Source organism: Paraglaciecola arctica (assembly GCF_018861065.1).
GTDB lineage: Bacteria > Pseudomonadota > Gammaproteobacteria > Enterobacterales > Alteromonadaceae > Paraglaciecola > Paraglaciecola arctica_B.
Window position 1 is genome coordinate 382,918 of record NZ_JAHKQO010000036.1, and the last position, 20,435, is coordinate 403,352.

18 protein-coding genes and 1 tRNA gene are annotated in these 20,435 nt (G+C 42.8%); 6 read left to right on the forward strand and 13 right to left on the reverse strand.

Translation table 11 applies throughout. The features are described 5' to 3' along the window. Positions 1 to 15: 15 nt before the first annotated feature. Together KO534_RS14955 and KO534_RS14960 are read right to left on the reverse strand one after the other, a co-directional pair. Complete coding sequence (locus KO534_RS14955) at positions 16 to 2,055, reverse strand: TonB-dependent receptor plug domain-containing protein (RefSeq protein ID WP_215930463.1); 2,040 nt, start codon at positions 2,053 to 2,055, stop codon at positions 16 to 18. A 533-nt stretch (positions 2,056 to 2,588) separates the two neighbouring features. Then, positions 2,589 to 3,011 carry a TonB-dependent receptor domain-containing protein gene (locus KO534_RS14960; RefSeq protein WP_215930464.1) on the reverse strand — a complete coding sequence of 141 codons (423 nt, stop codon included), beginning with the start codon at positions 3,009 to 3,011 and terminating at the stop codon, positions 2,589 to 2,591. 94 nt (positions 3,012 to 3,105) lie between these two features. On the opposite strand from KO534_RS14960, the gene KO534_RS14965 reads away from it, so the two are divergent. Further along, complete coding sequence (locus KO534_RS14965; RefSeq protein ID WP_215930465.1) at positions 3,106 to 4,176, forward strand: efflux RND transporter periplasmic adaptor subunit; 1,071 nt, start codon at positions 3,106 to 3,108, stop codon at positions 4,174 to 4,176. Further along, a complete protein-coding gene (locus tag KO534_RS14970) occupies positions 4,173 to 7,310 on the forward strand; it encodes an efflux RND transporter permease subunit (RefSeq protein WP_215930466.1) in 3,138 nt (1,045 codons plus the stop codon). The genes KO534_RS14965 and KO534_RS14970 overlap by 4 nt, the downstream gene beginning before the upstream one ends. Positions 7,311 to 7,366: 56 nt before the next feature. Here KO534_RS14970 and KO534_RS14975 read toward each other — a convergent pair whose 3' ends face one another. Continuing rightward, the gene (locus KO534_RS14975) at positions 7,367 to 8,251 is read right to left on the reverse strand and encodes a LysR family transcriptional regulator (protein ID WP_215930467.1); all 885 of its coding nucleotides are present in this window, start codon (positions 8,249 to 8,251) and stop codon (positions 7,367 to 7,369) included. Positions 8,252 to 8,368: 117 nt separating this feature from the next. Here KO534_RS14975 and KO534_RS14980 point away from each other — a divergent pair, with 117 nt between their 5' ends. The 3 genes from KO534_RS14980 (at position 8,369) to KO534_RS14990 (ending at position 10,553) form a co-directional block, all read left to right on the forward strand. Beyond that, positions 8,369 to 9,091, forward strand: a complete 723-nt coding sequence (locus KO534_RS14980; RefSeq protein WP_215930468.1) for an outer membrane protein — start codon at positions 8,369 to 8,371, stop codon at positions 9,089 to 9,091. 73 nt (positions 9,092 to 9,164) lie between these two features. Continuing rightward, positions 9,165 to 9,944, forward strand: a complete 780-nt coding sequence (locus tag KO534_RS14985) for a siderophore-interacting protein (RefSeq protein WP_215930469.1) — start codon at positions 9,165 to 9,167, stop codon at positions 9,942 to 9,944. A gap of 120 nt (positions 9,945 to 10,064) precedes the next feature. Next, positions 10,065 to 10,553 (forward strand): nuclear transport factor 2 family protein, encoded by a 489-nt coding sequence (locus KO534_RS14990; protein WP_215930470.1) that lies wholly within the window; start codon positions 10,065 to 10,067, stop codon positions 10,551 to 10,553. 180 nt (positions 10,554 to 10,733) lie between these two features. Here KO534_RS14990 and KO534_RS14995 read toward each other — a convergent pair whose 3' ends face one another. The 3 genes from KO534_RS14995 to KO534_RS15005 form a co-directional block, all read right to left on the reverse strand. Then, complete coding sequence (locus KO534_RS14995) at positions 10,734 to 11,228, reverse strand: arsinothricin resistance N-acetyltransferase ArsN1 family B (RefSeq protein ID WP_252732167.1); 495 nt, start codon at positions 11,226 to 11,228, stop codon at positions 10,734 to 10,736. A gap of 163 nt (positions 11,229 to 11,391) precedes the next feature. Then, positions 11,392 to 11,913: a GNAT family N-acetyltransferase gene (locus KO534_RS15000; RefSeq protein WP_215930471.1), complete on the reverse strand. Its 522-nt coding sequence runs from the start codon at positions 11,911 to 11,913 to the stop codon at positions 11,392 to 11,394. Positions 11,914 to 12,216: 303 nt separating this feature from the next. Then, positions 12,217 to 12,606, reverse strand: coding sequence for an MAPEG family protein (locus KO534_RS15005; RefSeq protein WP_289849118.1), 390 nt, complete (start codon positions 12,604 to 12,606; stop codon positions 12,217 to 12,219). A gap of 101 nt (positions 12,607 to 12,707) precedes the next feature. Between KO534_RS15005 and KO534_RS15010 the strand changes: the two genes are divergently transcribed. Continuing rightward, complete coding sequence (locus KO534_RS15010) at positions 12,708 to 13,283, forward strand: TetR/AcrR family transcriptional regulator (RefSeq protein ID WP_215930473.1); 576 nt, start codon at positions 12,708 to 12,710, stop codon at positions 13,281 to 13,283. A 144-nt stretch (positions 13,284 to 13,427) separates the two neighbouring features. On the opposite strand, the gene KO534_RS15015 is transcribed toward KO534_RS15010, so the two are convergent. The 7 genes from KO534_RS15015 to KO534_RS15045 form a co-directional block, all read right to left on the reverse strand. Beyond that, positions 13,428 to 14,522 carry an HDOD domain-containing protein gene (locus tag KO534_RS15015; protein ID WP_215930474.1) on the reverse strand — a complete coding sequence of 365 codons (1,095 nt, stop codon included), beginning with the start codon at positions 14,520 to 14,522 and terminating at the stop codon, positions 13,428 to 13,430. Between the two features lie 295 nt (positions 14,523 to 14,817). Beyond that, a tRNA-Leu gene (locus KO534_RS15020) sits at positions 14,818 to 14,902 on the reverse strand. A gap of 150 nt (positions 14,903 to 15,052) precedes the next feature. Then, positions 15,053 to 16,456 carry an NAD(P)(+) transhydrogenase (Re/Si-specific) subunit beta gene (locus KO534_RS15025; RefSeq protein ID WP_215931209.1) on the reverse strand — a complete coding sequence of 468 codons (1,404 nt, stop codon included), beginning with the start codon at positions 16,454 to 16,456 and terminating at the stop codon, positions 15,053 to 15,055. Between the two features lie 9 nt (positions 16,457 to 16,465). Then, a complete protein-coding gene (locus KO534_RS15030; protein WP_215930475.1) occupies positions 16,466 to 16,747 on the reverse strand; it encodes an NAD(P) transhydrogenase subunit alpha in 282 nt (93 codons plus the stop codon). Beyond that, on the reverse strand, positions 16,747 to 17,919 hold the full coding sequence (locus tag KO534_RS15035; RefSeq protein ID WP_215930476.1) for an NAD(P) transhydrogenase subunit alpha: 1,173 nt from the start codon (positions 17,917 to 17,919) through the stop codon (positions 16,747 to 16,749). The genes KO534_RS15030 and KO534_RS15035 overlap by 1 nt, the downstream gene beginning before the upstream one ends. A 164-nt stretch (positions 17,920 to 18,083) precedes the next feature. Next, positions 18,084 to 19,013, reverse strand: coding sequence for a sugar kinase (locus KO534_RS15040; RefSeq protein WP_215930477.1), 930 nt, complete (start codon positions 19,011 to 19,013; stop codon positions 18,084 to 18,086). Between the two features lie 52 nt (positions 19,014 to 19,065). Next, positions 19,066 to 20,367 carry an MFS transporter gene (locus KO534_RS15045; RefSeq protein ID WP_215930478.1) on the reverse strand — a complete coding sequence of 434 codons (1,302 nt, stop codon included), beginning with the start codon at positions 20,365 to 20,367 and terminating at the stop codon, positions 19,066 to 19,068. Between the last annotated feature and the right edge of the window lie 68 nt (positions 20,368 to 20,435).

Here is a 20,435-nt window from a genome sequence, read left to right on the forward strand (position 1 = left end):
ATTAACTATCCAGCGTTAAAATTGATACGACACAGACAACCTAATATCTCTACCCGCTTCTTGCGGGCCAACCACAGTGGCAAACACTTCGCTATAATCGCCCACACTAGAATGGTCTATGTACTGCTCATTCAATACATTAGTGATAGCTAAGTTAGCGAGAATACTGTTACTGACTTGCCATTCACCATAAATATCAACTGTGGTGTAACTGGGCTTATTTAAACGGTATAACCCATCGGTCCAGCCTAAATCCACCGCTTGATGCAATGTATCAATATCAATAGCGTCGACTTTAGTCACACTTATTCCTATATTGGCGTCAGTGTGAATCGCATAATCCGCACCAACTACCCATGTATTTCCTCGGCTATTGCCTAAGCCAACAAATTCATAACCATTAATATCGATACTTGAATAGTCAACGCTATACAGGCCATCTCTTGGTTTTAACTCTGTATCTGCATTTGAAAAACCTAAGAATAAATCTAACGCTTTCCAGCTGTAAGCTAAGTCAAATTCAATACCACTGGTATCAAGGGATCCGATATTATTAAAGACTGAGTTGCCCTCGTACCCTTCAAAAATCACATCTTCAAGGGAGGAATCATAAACACTTAATCTGGCATTTAGGTTGTTAGCATTGTATTCAATCGACGCTTCAATATTTTGAACGGTTTCTGGTACTAGATCTTCTGCCACAACAGGAATATCAGAGCCATCATAAAGGTAACCATCGATAGTAAAACCGTCGCCAATTTGTTTGCCTCTGGCTGCTTCTGCGTATCCTAAACTCAGAGTCCATGCGTCACTTAAGTCATAGGCAAGACCTAGATTTAAGCTAACTTCTGAATCCTGTAACGACGAGGCAACATCAGTGACAGGCTCACCGTAATACTCCTCAAGCAAGATTCTTTGTTGAAAATCGTAGTCGTCATAACGCACCCCATAACTTAATAATAAATCAGCGGTCAGGTCGCTGTATCCTTGAGCATAAATACCCATTACGCTGCCTTCTTCGGCATTTTCAGTTACACCCGCAGCAGGACCACTAATCACTTCGTCACTGCGGTAATCAACACCGTAAACGAATTTGTGTTGCGCCGTTTCACTGGTGTTACGCAAGTCAAAACCAAAGGTATCTATGTCGGCCAACCAATCGAAACGTCCACCTCGAAACGATGATGTGGTTTGATAAGCGGTAGCTTCAATATCCACAAAGGCACTGTGGGCAAAACGATAATTTGCAACGTAAGTATCACGCTGTGCTTCGCTTGGATAAAGTGCAGCACCTTCGAGCACCACCCAATTAGGTCGCGCCGAAAACTCACCCTCTTCTTCACGCTGCTCAACACTTAATGATAAAAAATGATTAGTGGCAATTTCGCCACTGGCTTTCACAAATAACATGTCTTGGTCGGCAGCAGTACCGTAGATTTCATTGCCATCGCCATCTTCCATGTTGTCACGATCAATTGTGCTGAAGTAACCTAAAACACCCCAAGTGTCACTCAATTTGCCGTAGAGGCTGCCACTAAAACGAGTGGCGTCATTTGAAAAATAGTTTGCTTTAACACTTCCACCAAAACGTTCGTCTTGTTGTAGCAAATCTTCAGCATCTTTGGTTTTAAATCGAATCGAACCTCCTATCGCACCCGGACCACTTGTTGCTTCACCCGCACCGGCTTGAACATCAATTTGTTGTAACAAATCAGGATCAATGGTCACACGACCGATATGATGAAACAGCGTAGAGGTTTGCTGGGCGCCATCAACTGTTACATTTAAAAATGAATCTTCTAAACCACGCACATATATTTTTTGCGCAACGCCTACCGAACCACCCACACTCACCGATGGAGAATGTCTAAAAATATCTGCAAGATCGTTTGCTTGGTATTGTTCAATATCTTCAGCTGTAATACTTAAATTAGTGGCAGCGCCTACCACAGTAATTTTCTCTACTGTCGAAGTATCGTCTGCTGTTTGGGTATCGGCATATGACAGTGCGCTTGCGAAAGTACAAACTGCACCAATAAAGACTCGTTTTTTCAAGAAAAGCTCCTATAATTTTTCAACTCGTTAATGAGAACAATTCTCATTTATATTCATTGAAAAAAATAGTACTTTTACAATTGTTACATTTACGGCTCCCTAAAACCTATACGAGCGAACAAGCTAAAACTCTCGCTAAATTTAACATTGCCGATGGCAAAGCTGACCGTCAGCGAAATTGTTATTTGGGTAGCGATGAGTTTAAGCTTTAAAGTATTTAAGTTCAGACTCTCCAGCTGCTGTGCCAGTTTGAACCTAGCTGAGTTTTTTTGTTAGCGTTGATTTGAATTAAGTGAACTTAATCTGTGGAGTGATAGAATTGGGTAGGTACCCCTCGGAGAATACCTACCCTAGAGCGACGTCAAGAAAAGACCAATTAACTTGACAAAACCAAGTTAACGCAAACGATAATGATTATCAATAAATATTTCACATTGATTAATTAGCTTACTAAGCCAATTCAATTAGCAATTCTCTTAGCCAGATTCGAAATAACAAGAGCCGACCTAAATCGGCACTCGTTTGTTTGCATCTTAAAAATGAGCTTGCAAAGACAAACTAATTTGGCGTGAACGGTCTAATTGATGTTGACCATAGGAACTGGTTGGGTTTTCAATATCTAACAAGTAGCGGTTAATGTATTGTTCATCCAATAAGTTTCGTACGTCAAATCTAACTAAATACGAACCAAAATCGTAGCCTACTTGGGCGTTAATAAGCAGTCTACCGTCATTCTTTGGATCAAAATCCGCTCTACCTGACGAACGTTCATTATCCAAATAAGCTATCGAAGAATTTTGGTAATTAGCATTGAGATTAGCAAATAGTCCAGAATCAAACTCATACTCTAGGGCGATGTTTCCAGTCCATTCTGGCGAATCGGCAAAAGAACGCCCAGACAAATCCCGCTCTATATCTGTTCCAGGGATGACATAACTAGTTAGGCGCGTTTGCACTAATTTTTACACAACACCCTAGTAATGAAATTGATTCTCAATCGTATATAAATGATAATCATTTTTTAACTTTATGTGCGGTAGGGAAACGATCTTGACTATTCAACGGCAATTTTATCTATGTGTAGTGACGTGTATAGTCTCACTGCAATTACACGCTCAATCGCCTGATATTCGGGTGGTCACCCAAAAACTAAAAAGTACTGCGTTAACTACTGAGTTGGTACTCAGTGGCACCATCAATCCACTACACCAAGCCGAATTGTCGGTGGCCACCGAGGCCTTAGTGACTAAGCTACATGTGGATGTGGGCAGCCAAGTAAAAGCAGGTGATTTATTACTTGAGCTAGATGATGTGCTGGCTAAACAGCTGCACTTAGGTGCTCTCGCTCAGGTAGCGGCAGCACAAGTTACCGTTAAAGAAGCGCAACGAGTGTTAAATGAGGGCTTGCGTTTAAAGCAGCAAAAACATGTAACCCAAAGTGAAATCAGTTTACGAGAAAGCAACCTCACTATCGCTAAAGCACAATTAGAACAGGCCAAGGCCGATGCGCAAATTGCTAAAACACGATTAGCCTATCATAAACTTTACGCGCCCTTTGCTGGGGTGGTAAGTGCTCGCTGGACAGATCTTGGCCAATGGCTATCAGAGGGAGATCAAGTGTTTACTTTAGTGTCACTAGATAATGTGCGCCTAGATGTGCGTTTACCCCAAGAGCAGTTAGCTAATATTGAAAATATACAGTCGGTGCAGATACAACCCGATACCCAACCTACGCTTAAAATTGCAGGGCGCATCGATACTTTAGTACCAGTAGGGGATGGGTCACGGAGTTTCTTATTGCGCTTGGCAAGCCAGCAAAGTTCGTCGGCTCTATTGCCCGGTACATCGGCCCAAGCCCACTTCGTATTTGAACATTCTAAAATCGCGGTGGTCCTTCCTCGTGACGCGCTACTTCGCAATGCCGATGGCAACTACACGGCATTTATCGTAAAAGACGGCATCGCAAAACGGCGCAGAGTCACCCTAGGGCCCGCCGGCCAAGACGGTTATTTAGTTGAAGAAGGGTTAGAGCCTGGAGAGCAAGTGGTGATCCGCGGTAATGAATTATTAAGCGAAGGCAGTGCGGTCACTATCACCAACAAGTCGAGCCTAACACCATGATCGATAAAGCAGTCAGTCAGGGGCGACTGTTAAGTGTAGTCGTACTCATTATTTGTATTTTGGGCATAGTGGCCGCCCAGCGCATGCCAGTACAAATGATCCCCAACCTTGAAACACGCATAATCAGTATTGAAACCGGTTGGCCTGGGGCCACACCACAAGATATTGAAAAAGAAATCTTACTTGAGCAAGAGCGCTATTTACGTTCGTTACCCAATCTAAGCCGTATGGAGTCTTTCGCGAAAATGGGCGAAGCGGTGATTGAGCTTGAATTCCCTTTTGGGGTGGATGCTAACGAAGCGCTGATTCGAGTTTCAAATGCCTTAAGCCAAGTGCCTAATTACCCAGAAAACGTCGACCAACCTCGCTTATTTAGTGAGTCCTTTTCAGAAAATGCCTTTATGTATTTTGCGGTGTTTCCTAAGTTGGGTAATCCACACCAACTCGACATGGACATGATCAGCGACTTTATTGATGACAATGTGCGGCCACGGATGGAGCGAGTGGCAGGTGTGTCGCAAGTGAACATGAATGGCACCCTAAGGCAAATTCAAATCCATGTTGATCCCGCCCGTTTAGCCCAACGAAATATTAGTATTAATGACGTAAATACCGCTATTCGGGCCCGTAACCGTGACATATCCGCTGGCGACATTAACGATGGCAAACGCCGTTATTTATTGCGTACCAAAGGGCGTTTTGCAGAAGTCGACGACTTAAAAACGCTGATACTTGCCCACCGAAATGGCAGTAATATTCGCCTCGGGGATGTGGCGGAAATTCGTCTAGATCACTATGAAAAACGTGGTGTGGCTTATGTGAATGGTGAACCGGCTTTTACAATGTCGGTAAAACGTGAACAAGGCTCTAATGTTATCGATATTAAGCGCGCTATGCTGGCAGAAATCGAAAAAATAAAAGTCGATTTGTTAGAGCCTAATGGCATGCGTATTTATATGATTGGCGACGATGTGCGCTATGTTGAGTCGTCGGTAAGCAATGTGTTTACTAACTTATGTTTAGGTGCATTACTGGCCACCATAGTGATGTATTTGTTTTTACGCTCTGGACGCGCCACCTTAATTTGTTTGATGGGTATTCCGGTTTGTACTATTGCCTCATTTATTGGACTCGCGACTTTTGATCGCACTATTAATGTGATCTCTTTGGCAGGTATTGCCTTTGCTATTGGCATGACGGTTGATAACAGCATAGTGGTGTTAGAAAGTATCGAACAGGCCAAGCGTCGTGGCCTCGAACGCTACAAAGCCGCAGTGGCTGGGGTGCGTGATGTGTGGAGCGCGGTACTGGCTTCTAGCTCAACCACTGTATTGGTATTTTCTCCTGTGTTGTTTATCGATGAAGAAGCAGGGCAGCTTTATTCAGATATCGCCTTGGCTATTTCTGCGTCGATTATTGCTTCTATGTTGTTCGCTTTGTTTATTGTACCGGCGGCCAGTGCAGCCATTGGTGGCCGAGTGGTTAAGCGAGAAAAAACCAATAACAAGGCCGGCATTTTAGGTTTAACCCGTTGGATTTGTCACACGGCTAAACGGCGTTATGTAACTATGTTGGTCAGCTTATTTGTGAGCTTAGGTTTAGCCATAATATTAATGCCTGCCGCAGAATACTTGCCCGAAGGGGAAGAGCCAAAGGCTTTTAGTAAAATGGTGGCACCGCCTGGTTATAACATTGAAGAAATGCAGCGTATCGGCGATGAAGTGCGCTTAGAGTTAGACCGTGCTAAAGCACTAAGCGATGACGAATATGACCCTAGCGAACATTTATTACCGCCCTTAAAGTACTATTTGTTGCGCGTTAGCGCTGGGCAAGTATGGGTAATGAGCGAACCCACTAATAACCAAAATATTGATTTAATGATGGCGGCCATTGTTAATTTGTTCGAACAATATCCTGGCATGCGCGCCTTTTCTTCACGAGGCTCAATTATATCCAGTAATCAAGGTGGTACGCGGGCTGTGGAGCTAAGCATTACCGGGCCTGATTTAGCCGATTTATACAATACCGCACGCCATGTAATGAGTCGCGCCAAGACTGTATTTGTAGAGCCGAGAATTGATTCTTCACCGGCTACACTGTCATTAGATCAACCTTTAATTGAAATTCACCCTAAATGGGAGCGGTTAGCCGAACTAGGATTTGACCCTGCTGATTTTGGTTTTACCGTAGCAGCTTATAGCGACGGGGCCTTTGTTGGCGAGTTTATCGATGGTGACGACAAGGTAGATATGTTTTTGTTTAGCACCGCAGGTAACAACCAACAACTTAACAGTTTAGCTCAAGTGCCTATTCGTGCGCCTAGCGGCCAAGTGTTACCTTTGTCGGCATTAGCTGAACTGCGCGAAACTGTCGATAGCGAAGAGCTACGCCGAGTTAATGGTCAACGTACTGTGTCTGTGTATATTATTCCGGCTGACGATATTGCCCTAGAAACCGCTGTGGATAAAGTGCGCATGGAGTTGATCCCTGCACTTAAAGCGAACGGCGAGTTACCTACCCGCGTGGCGATTAATATCACAGGTGCAGCAGATGATTTGGCAGCCACTCGCAGCGCACTGTTGAGTAACTTTATGGTGGCCTTGATCCTAATATACCTGTTGTTAGTGATGATATTTTCCCACTGGGGTTATCCATTACTAATTTTAACCACAGTGCCGCTAGGTATTGCGGGTGGATTAGTGGGCTTAGTGGCGAGTAACAATGTGGGAGCATTATTGGCTGTTATAGGTTTTGATACCGGCCATCAAGCCTTAGATATGATCACTATGTTAGGTTTTGTGATTTTACTGGGTACGGTGGTGAACAACCCGATTTTGATAGTGGAGCAAACAAGACGAAACTTACATGTACACAATTTACCGATTTTGCATGCCGTACAAGAAGCCGTTGCCACACGCTTACGGCCTATTTTAATGTCGACTGCTACCACCATTTTAGGCTTGGCACCTTTAGTATTTATACCCGGAGCCGGTACAGAGCTATATCGCGGAATAGGCATAGTGGTATTGTTTGGTTTATTGGCCTCGATGTTACTGACCTTGAGCTTTTTGCCTTGTTTGTTGATAGAGGTATTTAATCCTAAGGCCATTTGGCGAAGAAAGCTCGCTAACTAACCTACACAAAGCTATTTCTATAAACAAGGCAATCAGCACCATGTTTAAACCACCGTTTAACTAGCACATCGCTCCGCTAAAAACCTCACCAAAAGTAACGTCAGGTTTTCCCGTCGTGACTTATTAGGCCAAACAGCGTAGTAGCCTAAAGGTTTTAATTTCCAATCTGGTAACACATGAACTAAGTCACCGGTTTTAATATCATCAGCAACAATATGTTCAGGCACATAGGCTAAGCCCATGCCTTGCTTAGCAAAGTGCGACAACGCATCGGCACTATTCACAGTCAGATTCGAATTTTCAGTGATTGAAATTTTTTCACCGCTAGATGACTCAAACTCCACTGAATTAGAACGTATATCAAACTTTATCCAATCCCAATCCAGTAAATCAGTAGGATGGGTAGGTGTGTCTCTGGTGGCCATGTATGTTTTGCTAGCCACCAGTAGTCGCTGACCTTCGTATAACTTTCGGGCCATCATAGTGCTGTCTTGCAGCCAGCCCACCCTAATACTCATGTCTATGCCTTCATTCAAAATATCGACTATGTGATCGGAAAAGGTCAAAGATAACGAGACTTTAGGGTATTGCTTGGCAAACTCAGCAATGGCACTTGAAATATTAGAGGAGGTAAGAAATACCGGCAGCGACACCCGCAACGCACCAATATGTTGTTGCGACAAGGCATTTAACTCATTTACTCCCGCTTCTGCATTTCTGACTATTTCTAAGGCATGAGCATAAAACTTGCGCCCCTCATTAGTCAGCACCAGTTTGCGGGTGGTTCTGTATAACAAGGTCACCCCTAAATACTGTTCAAGATCTGCCACAGTCTGGCTAGTGCGAGATGGCGCTATGTCTAAGGTTTTCGCTGCTCGGCGAAAAGAACCTTCATCTACTACCCGTGCAAACACTGCCATATGCCGTAAGTGATTAATCATTGTTCTGTTTTTCGGATTTATAAAATCAAATTATTGCATATATTCAGATTAATAGTGAAGAGATATGATCACTGCGAACTCAACAAAACCCAGTAAAAAAACACAACAGGACCAATCATGAACAACATTAAAAACACATTATCTTTAAGTATCGCCTTAGTACTCACCGCGCCTTCTTTGGCCCAAGCAGAAGGGTTTTACGGCAGCGCCCAACTAGGAGTTAGTCAACAAATCAATGATTCACAAGCCATAGGCAATAACATTGCAGTTGATGCTGATTTTCCCGCTGAATTTGATGCAGGTGACGGCACAGTGGGTAGCATAGGTTTGGGTTACGTGATTAACCCACAATTTCGTGTAGAAGCTCGCCTTGGTTATCGCGAAAGTAGCTTTGATGAAACCTTGTTAGGAACCGGAGCACGAGACGGCGAAGAATATATCCTCGATGGTGAAATACAAAGCACCACACTTACTCTTGAAGGTTTTTATGACTTTCAGAATAGCACCGCTTTTACACCCTACATCAAAGCGGGTGTAGGGATTTCAGATAACAGCTATTCTGCCAAATTAGGCGGCACCGGTGTGGCTGCATTTGATGCCTTTGATGGCGCCACTGATGGTTTTTACGACGCTTACACAGACGATGATTCTACTGAGTTTTCATGGAATGTTGGCTTTGGTGGTCATTACCAAGTAAACGAAACGACCTCTGTTTATGCAGAGTACCAATATGCCTCATTCGGCGATGTGCAAACTGGTCAAGACTCGTTTACTGATGGTTTCACGATAGAAGACCTATCCACTAATGAAGTGTCTGTGGGTATTCGTGTCAACTTTTAGATTCTTGAAAACATGATTTAAGTACCCGTGCTTACCTCAACGATCTATTCATTCATATTATTGGGAGAACTTTATGAAAAAACCAGCGCCAGTACAGTTAACCGTTGTCACCTCAGTACAGGTCACTCCAAATATGCAGCGCTTGGTACTGAAGGGCGAGGAGCTTGCTAACTTTCCTGAAGATTGTGAAGGCAGTTACATCAAGTTTCTATTCAATCAAGCAGGCGGCACGGATCTAAATCTAGTGGAGCAAGGCCAACGGCCAGTGATGCGAACCTATACCATAAGACGTTTTTCAAGGGCAAAGTGCACCATTGAAGTGGACTTTGTTCGTCACCTTAGCAACGACTTAAGCAGTAGTTTTGCCACACGCTGGGCTATCACTGCGCAAATGGGTGACACAATAAACGTTGCCGGTCCGGGCAGTATCAAAGCAATCAATACACAAGCAAATTGGTTCTTGCTGGTGGCCGATATGACAGCACTACCGGCACTGTCAGCCAAAATTCGTCAGTTACCTGTTACCGCCAGAGGTTATGCAGTCATACAGGTCACGAGCAAAAGCGATATTCAACCAATTGAAGCACCACAAAATGTGCAACTCATTTGGCTAACTCAGCAAGAATCATTAGCAACTAAAGTGAAATCACTGGCTTGGTTAGACGGTATTACCTCTATTTGGACAGCCTGTGAATTTGATGCCATGCGCGAACTAAGGAGTTATTTTCAAGATGATAAACAAGTCGATCGCCAACTTATCTACATCAGTAGTTATTGGAAAAACGGCGTGACAGAAGATGGACATAAAGTACTTAAGCAACAAGATGCCCAACAAAGTCAGTCGCTCAGCTAAGTGTTTATTGCCCATGGTTTAGCTGGGCACAATTAATGTCGCCGTTATATGAGCAACAACAAAAATCGATACAACGAGTATCAAAACCTTAATTCTTAAATAAACAAAGAGAGATTCAAAATGAAAAATAAATTAATTTTAACCTTAGTAGTAATCGGCAGCTTAGTAACTTCTTTAGTACAGGCTAAAGATACAGAACAAGGCACACTGGCTACTGCTCAAGCATTCTTAGAAGCGGCGGGATCAGGTAATGGAGAAGTACTAAACCAGTTGATGACAGATGATTTTGTGTGGCACAACGAAGGCGACAAATCTATTCCTTGGATAGGTCCTTGGCAAGGTAAAGATGTGGTTTTCAAAACCTTTATGCCTGCATTTGGCGCAGGGTTAACAGTCACTAGCTGGACAACCGACTTTAGTTTTGAAAATGGAGAGCAGGCAGTTTTCATGGGCACCATGAGTGCCATTGCTAATAATACTGGTGTGGATACCGGAAAATTCACTTGGGCAGTGCGTGTACATGTAGTGGATGGCAAAGTAAAAAGTTGGAATTGGATGGAAGACAGCTTTGCTATTTCTAAAGCGTTTCACGCCTCTAAAATCAATTAGTTGCTCTATTTAAAATATCAAAATCGAACAATCTAAGTCGGCCAGCCAAAAGAGAGCATCTGTGTGATTTTTTGGCTAAGCGCGGCGTTTGAGCCTTGAAATAACAATCAATTCACCCGATGTAAACGGGCTTTAAACATTAAGATGGTTGTGCTGTAAGTGAGCGACAACAGGGTTTTGTCAATCCCTAAGATTGAGTTGCCAATACCCAACATCTAACCATTTACCAAACTTGAAACCTACCTGAGGAAAATGCGCAACTTTTCGCATTTGCAGTTTTTCATGTAAAGCAACACTCGCAGGGTTAGGCAAAGTGATACCACCAATTACATTGTTAATACCGTGGGATTTGAGTTTAACCAAAAGTGCTTTGTATAACTGCGTGCCCAAACCTTTTCCCTGAGCTTGGCTAGAAAGATAAATAGTTGACTCAACAGAAAAGCGATACGCACTTCTCTCTTTCCATTTAGTTGCGTAAGCATAACCTACGATTGCATCGTCTTTGAGGGCAACAATCCATGGTAAATTAGCGTCTTGAACTTTTGTTATCCGAGAAGATATTTCTTCGCTTGAGACTGGAGTTTCTTCAAAAGTGGCCGCTGTATTAACAACATAAAAGTTGTAGATTTCGGCGATTTTAGCGGAATCCTTAAAAGTAGCATATCTAATAATCATTAATATTCTCTGTAAATTAAAACTACCACCAGCACCTATCGCCCCCGCAATAGCAGGCCATAACCTAGTCGATTGATTTTGTTCTATTTAAGCACAAAACAAGGATATAGTGGCGCTTCTGCTAGTTTACTGGCGCATGTTATTTTACGTGAAATGTGAAGTACTATCGTCCGTGGCGTACCATTGCTATTCTTTCGTCTGGGCTTGGAAGTGCTAAGCGCTGTTTGTGAAGAATTTCTCGGAGCGCTAGTCCACAAGCTCCTTCAGGCACCTGTTTGAATCCGCGTTTTTCATAATAAGGTCTATTCCACGGTACGTTTGCGTAGGTTGTTAGCCAAAGCGGTCTATTGCCGCTCCAAGAGATGACTTTATTGAGTAGCTTTGTACCTATTCCTAAACGCATATTATTTGGGTGCACCGATAGTTGATCTAAATAAGGTTGAGCGTCAACTAAGCAGAATGTAGCAAAGCCTACCGCTATCCCATTATGATCTAACGCGACATAGGCAAGGCCTTGACTAATTGCATTTGCCCACCTCTTAGATTCAGCCACCACAAATGGATGCTCATTATCTAAATCAAATTTAATTCCAGACGTCTCATAAAGTCGACTAGATTCCTCATCAATCTTAATAAGGCTTTGCAACTCTGTGGAGACTGCTTTACGCAGCGTAACTTGTTTCATCTTTCAGAAATTGATTCATAGGTAATTTAAACAACTATCGCTCCAAGCATGGAATTTTGTGAGTGTTTTTTCCAAAGTCTAGCGAACAAATACTTTACTAACCTGGTTTGCTAGAGAAAGTTAAGTGCCAGAAGAATCACAAGCTAACTCACCATTTAGTTGAAAGCATTCACTGTAGGTACCATGAAGACATTCTCTTTGAACCTGAGAGCAATACAGAGTACGTGACGTTCACGACTAATAATCCCCCTTTAGGACAAAGCCAAACTGCTCTCTTAAATTTTGAGGTCGTCATTTAACTTGTTATATTTTTACTACAACGAGATTAACCCAGAGCAATAATACGCACAAAACAGACAATCCAAATACAACCATTCGATGCCTAACAGAATTGCAGTTTATGTGTATAAATGCTTGAGAGAGCCTGAAGACCGCAAACAGCCAAGCAATAACAGTCGCCACAAAACTCTCAATCCCCAAGGCGATATACAGTGTACAAACAACATAAAAAAGAACTGGAACTTCGAACAAATTATTAAAGCAGCGTGTCGTTCTTGTCACCATCTCGGGTACGTCCTGTCCTTGCATCAACTTTAAATATTCAATAGACATTTGGCCACTTTTAATACTAATAAACCGCGCTCTAACGGCTATCAAGCCGACAACTATCGTAAGCATAGAAAGAAAAAACATTGCATAAATCACATTTGAGACCCTTGGTCTAGAAAGTAAGGCTTGATCCTAACAACATTCTTTATATGATAAAGATCATATATAAAGTATTGAGATATGTAATGCCTTACTCACAAGAACATAAAGAGAAAACCAGAAAAAAAATACTTAATAGTGCTCGGGAACTTTTTTCCAAAAGGGGATTTGATTCAGTAACTGTGAACGAGATAATGGAAGCTTGCTCACTCACTAGGGGAGCCTTTTATACTCACTTCAGTGGCAAATCTAACTTATATAGCGAAGCGCTAAAATACTCTGCGATGAATAGTGAACTAACCAAAAAGAAACCTAAGAATATTTCTTCAAAACAGTGGCTGAGTCAATTACTAGATGCTTACCTTAGCGTAGAACACGTAAGGGGCGAAGAACCCTGCCCTTTGGCTTTTTTGGCAACCGATATAGTGTCACGAGATAAAGCCGCGAAAGACGCCTATGCAGAAGCCTACAAGAAAATGAATGAAATAATTATGGATTATGCTGGCGTTGACGCTACCTGCAAAGAAGAGAATATAATTTCCTTAACTTCTATGATTATCGGGGCAGTAGCAATCTCACGAACAATAGATGATAGGCGTTCAGTAGAAAATATATTGCAGTCCTGCAGGCAACAAACGCGGTTAATACTAGGAGAGATTTAACACCACCAACAAGCCGAAAATAACAGGGTGATTTTTTGAAAATGAAGAATCAATGTTAAGCCCTATCTACAAAGTTAGTACTAGTTTCGTCCACACTAATTCGCGGAATTAAAGGTTAGTTTTTAAGAACCTAACCGCCTAAGCCTATTCCGATTGAGCAATATAATTACAAGCGTCTGCTGACAGAGGCTTGCGCAATTTGGCCAACTCAAACTCGTCGTTTGACACCAAACCTGCTGCAATTAACAACTGCCATTCATTAATGAAATTAGCATCAATCAGTAAACTCCCATAAGGCGTTGCATTTGGATTATTCGCTTGTTGAGCTAAATCGCGGATCGCATTAACGATAACCGAGGGCATTTGCCATTGATCGGTGATCAGTATGCTCAATTGCAGCGATTTTTGATGTAATAACTTTTTAATCACCATAGAACCTAACTGTTCATCTGGGTGTGACTTTCTGAATGCTTCTACTATCAATTTGAATATAAATATTTTCCCAATGTCGTGCACCAGACCAATAAGAAATCCGGTATCGGGATCTAATCCACGCTGCTTGGCGAGTTCACGACAAATAACTGCGGTTTCGTCACTATGTACCCAAATCTTTTCTCCGAATGTTTTGTAGTAGACTTTTGGCACATTGGCCAAGTCTTTAACATAGGCTAACAACACATGTTCTTTAACCCCTTGACTACCTAACAAAGCAAAGGCACGTCTTATATCAGAAACATCCGAACCACTGGGGTTGTAATGTGCGCTATTAGCAACCGCAATCAACTGTGTGGCTACCGTTGGGTCTTTTTCTACCACACTGCAAAATGCTGATAAATCAAACTCATCTGATTCCAGAAGGCCCATCAATTTATTTACTGAGTGAGGCAACTTAGGTAGTGAACTTACGACATTCGAAGGGCTGCTCAGAATTTGGTTAATGTTCACCAATAGCTCTTGTTCTAGCTTAGATACGAAACCCTCTGAGGGAGTGCTTAGTAAGTAATCGTAAAACAATACATCTGCGCGGCGTAACTCAATCTGAGAATTTTCAATCTCAGCTAATGCCTCTTCACGTGCTTGATTATTTTTATGCTCTAATGCCGCGGTTTCCTGTGCATCTGATTTAACAGACCGCTTTGAATCTATGGGAGATGACGTTGCTTGATTGTTAGTTGTGGTCTCAGTTGACTCTGCACTAGCATTACGTCCAAATAACTTTTTGAGTAAACTTACAAACATAGAGTGCCTTATTAAACTTCCCATCTTGTTTTGGTATGCCAACGGTAACTCAGTTTTTCGCTAACCTGTGAGAGAGGCAGTTGTTCGAAATTCTAACCTTTAAATGGATTGAGGCCTACTTTTTCAGCATTCTCATGGAGAAGCTCATCATTCATTATCATATGGGTAATTGCAACCAAACAGAATCTGGGGTCAGGGATGTGCACATGACTCGCTCAAAAGTAACCGCAAACCCCAACTTCCAAACCTCAGATACAAAAAAACCGACTAAAAGTCGGTTCATCGTTATTGCGATTGGTACCAGTGGGCGGACTCGAACCGCCACGCATTGCTGCAACGGATTTTGAATCCGTCATGTCTACCAATTCCATCACACTGGCTTCGCATGGGCTTAAAGGTTACATCAAGCAATCTTCAAGAGGCGAGCATTATAGCGAGCAACGCCTTGCTTGCAAGTTTTTTGTGACATTATCATGACTCATTGCTGAGTTTTTAATCAGCCTTGTTGTCAGCAAGCATTTACTTCGGTGTTAATCAGAAAATTGTCTGATCATCGAACCTAACGTTTCTTTTGCGTCACCAAATATCATTCGACAGTTGGGTTTAAAAAACAGAGGGTTATCGATGCCTGCAAAACCCGAGGCCATGCCGCGTTTTAGTACAAAGACATTTTTCGCAAGGTCAGCGTTAATGACTGGCATACCGTAAATCGGGCTACCTTTCATTTCTCGCGCCGCTGGGTTCACTACGTCGTTGGCACCAATGACCATAGCCACATCGAAGTTTTGGATTCGTTTGTTGATTTCGTCCATTTCGAACAGTTGTTCATATGAAACGTCGGCTTCGGCTAGTAATACATTCATGTGCCCCGGCATTCTGCCTGCGACTGGATGAATCGCGTAGGCCACTTCTGCGCCATTTTCTTCTAGCAGTTGTTGCAGTTCTTTCATGGCGTGCTGCGCTTGGGCGACAGCCATTCCGTAACCTGGAATAACCACTACAGATTGTGCGGCTTCAAGCACGTAGTAGGCATCATCGGCAGATAGCGGTTTCACTTCCCCTTCTATCACCATGTCGGTTTTAGTTGCAGGCATAAAACCACTGAATAACACGTTGCTTAAAGAACGGTTCATTGCTTTACACATGATGTTGGTCAAGATAATACCACTTGCGCCAACTAACGAACCCGCAACGATCAAGATGTTGTTGTGTAGTGCAAATCCAGCAGCACAGGCGGCGAGTCCGGAGTAGGAATTGAGCAGCGAAATAACCACTGGCATGTCGGCGCCGCCAATGGGTAATACCAACATGATGCCAAACAACAGCGCCAAAGCCATAGCGGTATATAACACCACATTAAAATCAATATTTATACCAGCCACCATCGCCGGTTGCGCTACAAATAGGTAGGCGGCAAAAATAATTACCAAGACTAATACACTGTTGAATACCACTTGCCCAGAAAAGGTGACCGAGCGCCCAGTAATACGTTCACTGAGTTTTGCCCATGCGATAAGGCTGCCAGAAAAGGTCACACCACCTATTAGTAAGGCTAGAAAGGTAACAACCATAGTGAAAACACCGTAGTCGCTAGTCCCCGCAACCGTTGCCCAAGCAACGAACAAACTAGCAAGCCCACCTATGCCATTTAGTAAGGATACCATTTCGGGCATGGCTGTCATGGCGACCATTCTGGCGGCAAACACGCCCAAAATGCTGCCTGCTAACATCGCAATGGCTATTATTTGAAAACTAACAATATTGTTGTCGAACATAGTCACAACAATGGCAATCAGCATGGCTACAGCAGACAAAAAGTTGCCTTTTCGCGCCGATGAAGGATGCCCTAATAACTTAAGGCCAAAAATAAATAATGCTGCGGCAAGCACATAACTGAAGTTGATTATAAGATCGGTTGTGGTTGTTTCTATCATCATAATTCTCTACTGCTTTTTCTTAAACATTGCGAGCATTCGGTCTGTCACCAAATATCCACCCACAACATTTATGGTTGCCAGAAAGACTGCAAATGCACCTAGATAAGCAGCATATTCTCCCATGGTGTCGCTGCCCGCTAACGCCAATGCGCCTACAACGGTAATACCAGAAATGGCATTGGCGCCAGACATTAAAGGTGTATGTAAGGTTGCCGGGACTTTTTGAATAAGCTCAAAACCAACAAAAATCGACAGTAGTAAAATAAACAGTAAATAAACGGCGTCCATTAGGCTTCCTCTTTTTCGTTTGTTGATGAATTATTAGCGGCATAGATAGATTGGAGCATGGCATTCACTACTTGCCCCTGATACGTGATGATGCAGCCAGATTGCACTTCGTCTTCAATGTCCAAGGCAAAAATATTGTCTTCTTTGTGCCAAAATTCACTGACAAGATTAAACAGATTGTTGGCGTACATTTGAGTCGCATGTTTAGCTACACCGTTAGCCCAACTCCCGGTGCCAATAATGGTGATACCATTATGCTTAACCACCTCACCAGCTATCGAACCTTCGACGTTACCGCCATTTTCGGCAGCCATATCCACTATCACACTGCCAGGTTGCATCGACTCTACTGTTGGCAGATCAATAAGTTGAGGTGGTTTGCGCCCGAATAATTGCGCTGTGGTGATCACTATGTCTGAATCGGCGATACATTTAGCTTGTTCACGTTGCTGAATTTGCATTTGCTCCGGCGTTAAAGCCTGGGCATAACCCTGCCCGGTTTCGCCGGTTTCGCCTAAATCGATATCCAAAAATTTAGCGCCTAAAGATTGTACTTGTTCAGCTACCACAGTGCGTGTGTCGAATGCGGTAACACTGGCTCCTAACCGTTTTGCTGTTGCAATAGCTTGCAAACCGGCGACACCAGCGCCAATAACAAATACCTTGGCAGGCTTAAGGGTACCTGCCGGAGTCATCATCATAGGTAAAACGCTATTCAATTGACTCACTGCTTGCATCACCATAACGTAGCCGGCCAAACTGCCTTGAGAACTCAGTGCATCCATTTTTTGACAGCGACTAATACGCGGGATCATTTCCATGCTGATACTAGTGATGTTTTTATCACATAAACTAGTTACAAAGTCCTTTTCGTTGAAAGGGTCTAAGTAACTCACAATCATTGTGTTTGGTTTTACACTAACTAAATCGTCAACATTTAATTTATGCAAACTTAATATAATATCAGCGTTGCTTAATAGTTCGCTGCGACTCGCTACAACGTCTGCGCCAGCTTCAGCATATTCTTCATCAGTTACATGTATAGCCGCGCCAACACCAGCTTGCACCTGCACTGTGGCCCCTAATAATTTGTACGCTTTAACGTTAACAGGTAACACAGCGCAACGCTTTTCCTGTGATTTTAGCTCAGCTGGGAACACCAGAATCGTCATAAACACCTCAAATTTTAATGCAATGTAATAAATATGTCTTATTTAAGAATGGAATGTAAATTCACAGTGTTTATGTTCAATATGATATTGAAGTGTTTTGGTAGGGCATAAAAAAAGCCACCAGCAGTATTTAATGCATGGTGGCTTGTGGAAGATAACTGTAGTTATTTGACAGCTAAATGAATATTATCGAATGCATTACTTGGCGCGATGGCACCTGGATGTTGGATAACTATGGCCGCCGATGCGGCTGCTAGCTCAACAGAGGATGTGACATCTCGGCCCGCTAATCTGGCACCTAAATACACACCATTAAAGGAGTCACCTGCAGAGGTCGTATCCACAACGTTGGAAACCGGCGTAATGGCAACATGGGTGAGTTGACCATCTATCTGACAATAAACGCTCTCTGGACCATTTTTAAGCACCATTTCATTGATAGTAAATGGCTCACAAAACGCTAAGATATCCTCGAGGGTTTCAATATTGTAGAGCTGTTTAAAATCGTCAACCCCCGGCAACATAATATCGCTTGCGGCATACGCTTTAGCGAACTCTGCTTTTGCTTCATCGGGGCTATTCCATAAACGAGGACGATAGTTTGGATCAAATCCAATCTTCACACCCGCTTCTTTTAGCTGCGCTATCATCGACCAAAACGCATCTCTGTCTTGTGACTCTAGTATTGCTAAAGAAATGCCCGAAAAGAAAAACAGGTCAGCTTTACAAAGTTCGTCGATAGCCTGCTGATCGACATATTGCATAACTTGTTTAGCCGCAGAACTATCACGCCAATACAAAAACGAACGTTCCCCTTGATCATCGGTTTGCACCAAATAAATGCCAGGGTTCCGCTCGCTTTCAGCAAATATATGCTGGTTATTTAATGCTTCTGCAGTACATGCATCCACCATTTGCTGGCTAATGGTGTCTTGCCCAACGGCAGTCATAAAAGCAATATCTTGCTGTGCAAAAATGCGTTTCATATAGACTGCTGAATTAAAGGTATCACCCGCAAAAGACTGCTTCATTACACCATCTTTTGCTTGACGAAGTTCAAGCATACATTCGCCAAACAACACTACTTTTTGCATATTACACCTTGGATATTGTTCGCAAGCCAAAACTTGCGAACCTTAATTAGAATTATCTTTTACTTTTTAGTGGCTCTATCTTAGGGCAAAGGAATAAGATACTTACCATTACGATTGAAGCCAACGCCGCGCCAAGAATGAATACATTTTGGTAGTTTGCGCCAGCAGTCAAAATTGGCACCATGGCAGTTAGACCTGCTGCTGAGAATTTCGCGGCCATTCCAGCGAAACCAGCTAACGAACCAACACTGTCTTTACCTAACATATCACTTGGTAAGGTTTGAATACTACCAATAGATGTTTGGAAACCAAATAGTATCGCAGCCATAATAAGCACCGCAGCGTTAGCGCTCCCTGGATTAGACAACAGTAACAGTGAAGGCAGCATAATTAAACAGCCCAGCACAATGACCGCTTTCCGAGTTTTGTTAACACTCCAACCGGCTTTAATTCGATTTTGAGATAAAAGACCACCAAACCAAGCACCAAACATCGCACCTACATACGGAACCCAACCAATAATGGCTAAGCCTTTCACATCCATATTGTAAACTTCTACAAGGTAGGTGGGTATCCAAACAATAAATAACCACCAAATGGGATCAATAGCGGCTGTCGCGATTATTACTCCCCAACTTTCTTTACGGCCTAACATCTCACCATAGCTAGGTACATATTCATTAATTTTATCTTCACTTCCATCAGCAGAAACAGCTTTCTGACCCGATAAGATGTATTCACGTTCTTCGTCGGTAATCCAAGGATGTTTAATGGGTGGCGCTTTAACTAGTACTAACCATGGGATTAACCATAAAAGCCCCACTATGCCTATTAAGACAAAAATAACTTTCCAACTAAAAAATAACGCTAAATACGCAATAAGTGGCACCGAAATAATACCACCGATTGCTGCGCCCGAATTAAAAATGCCCTGAGCTAAAGCACGTTCTTTACTTGGAAACCACTCAGCGTTAGCTTTTGCTGCACCCGGCCAGTTTCCTGCTTCTGAGATACCTAGAAGTGCGCGGAAAATACTAAAGGTTAAAATGCCTTGAGCAAATGCATGTAACGCGGTTGCTAAAGACCAGACACCTATGGATAAAACGAAACCTAAACGTGTGCCAATCCAGTCAAAAATTTTGCCGAACACTGCCTGGCCGATCGCATAGGAGAATAAAAATACCACGCTTACCGTTCCCAACACTTGTTTGAGTTGGTCAGCATTTTTTTCGGGATAGATTTCACTGCCCATATAGGGCCAAAGTACACTCAGCGCTTGCCTGTCAATATAGTTTATAACGGTAGCCAGAGCGATTAACGCGATCACCCACCAGCGTAAATTTTTCATTTTCATATACATCTTCTCGTTTTACTCGGCTAAAAAATCTTATCGTTGAGCATTAAATAAGTAGAAAAAACTTC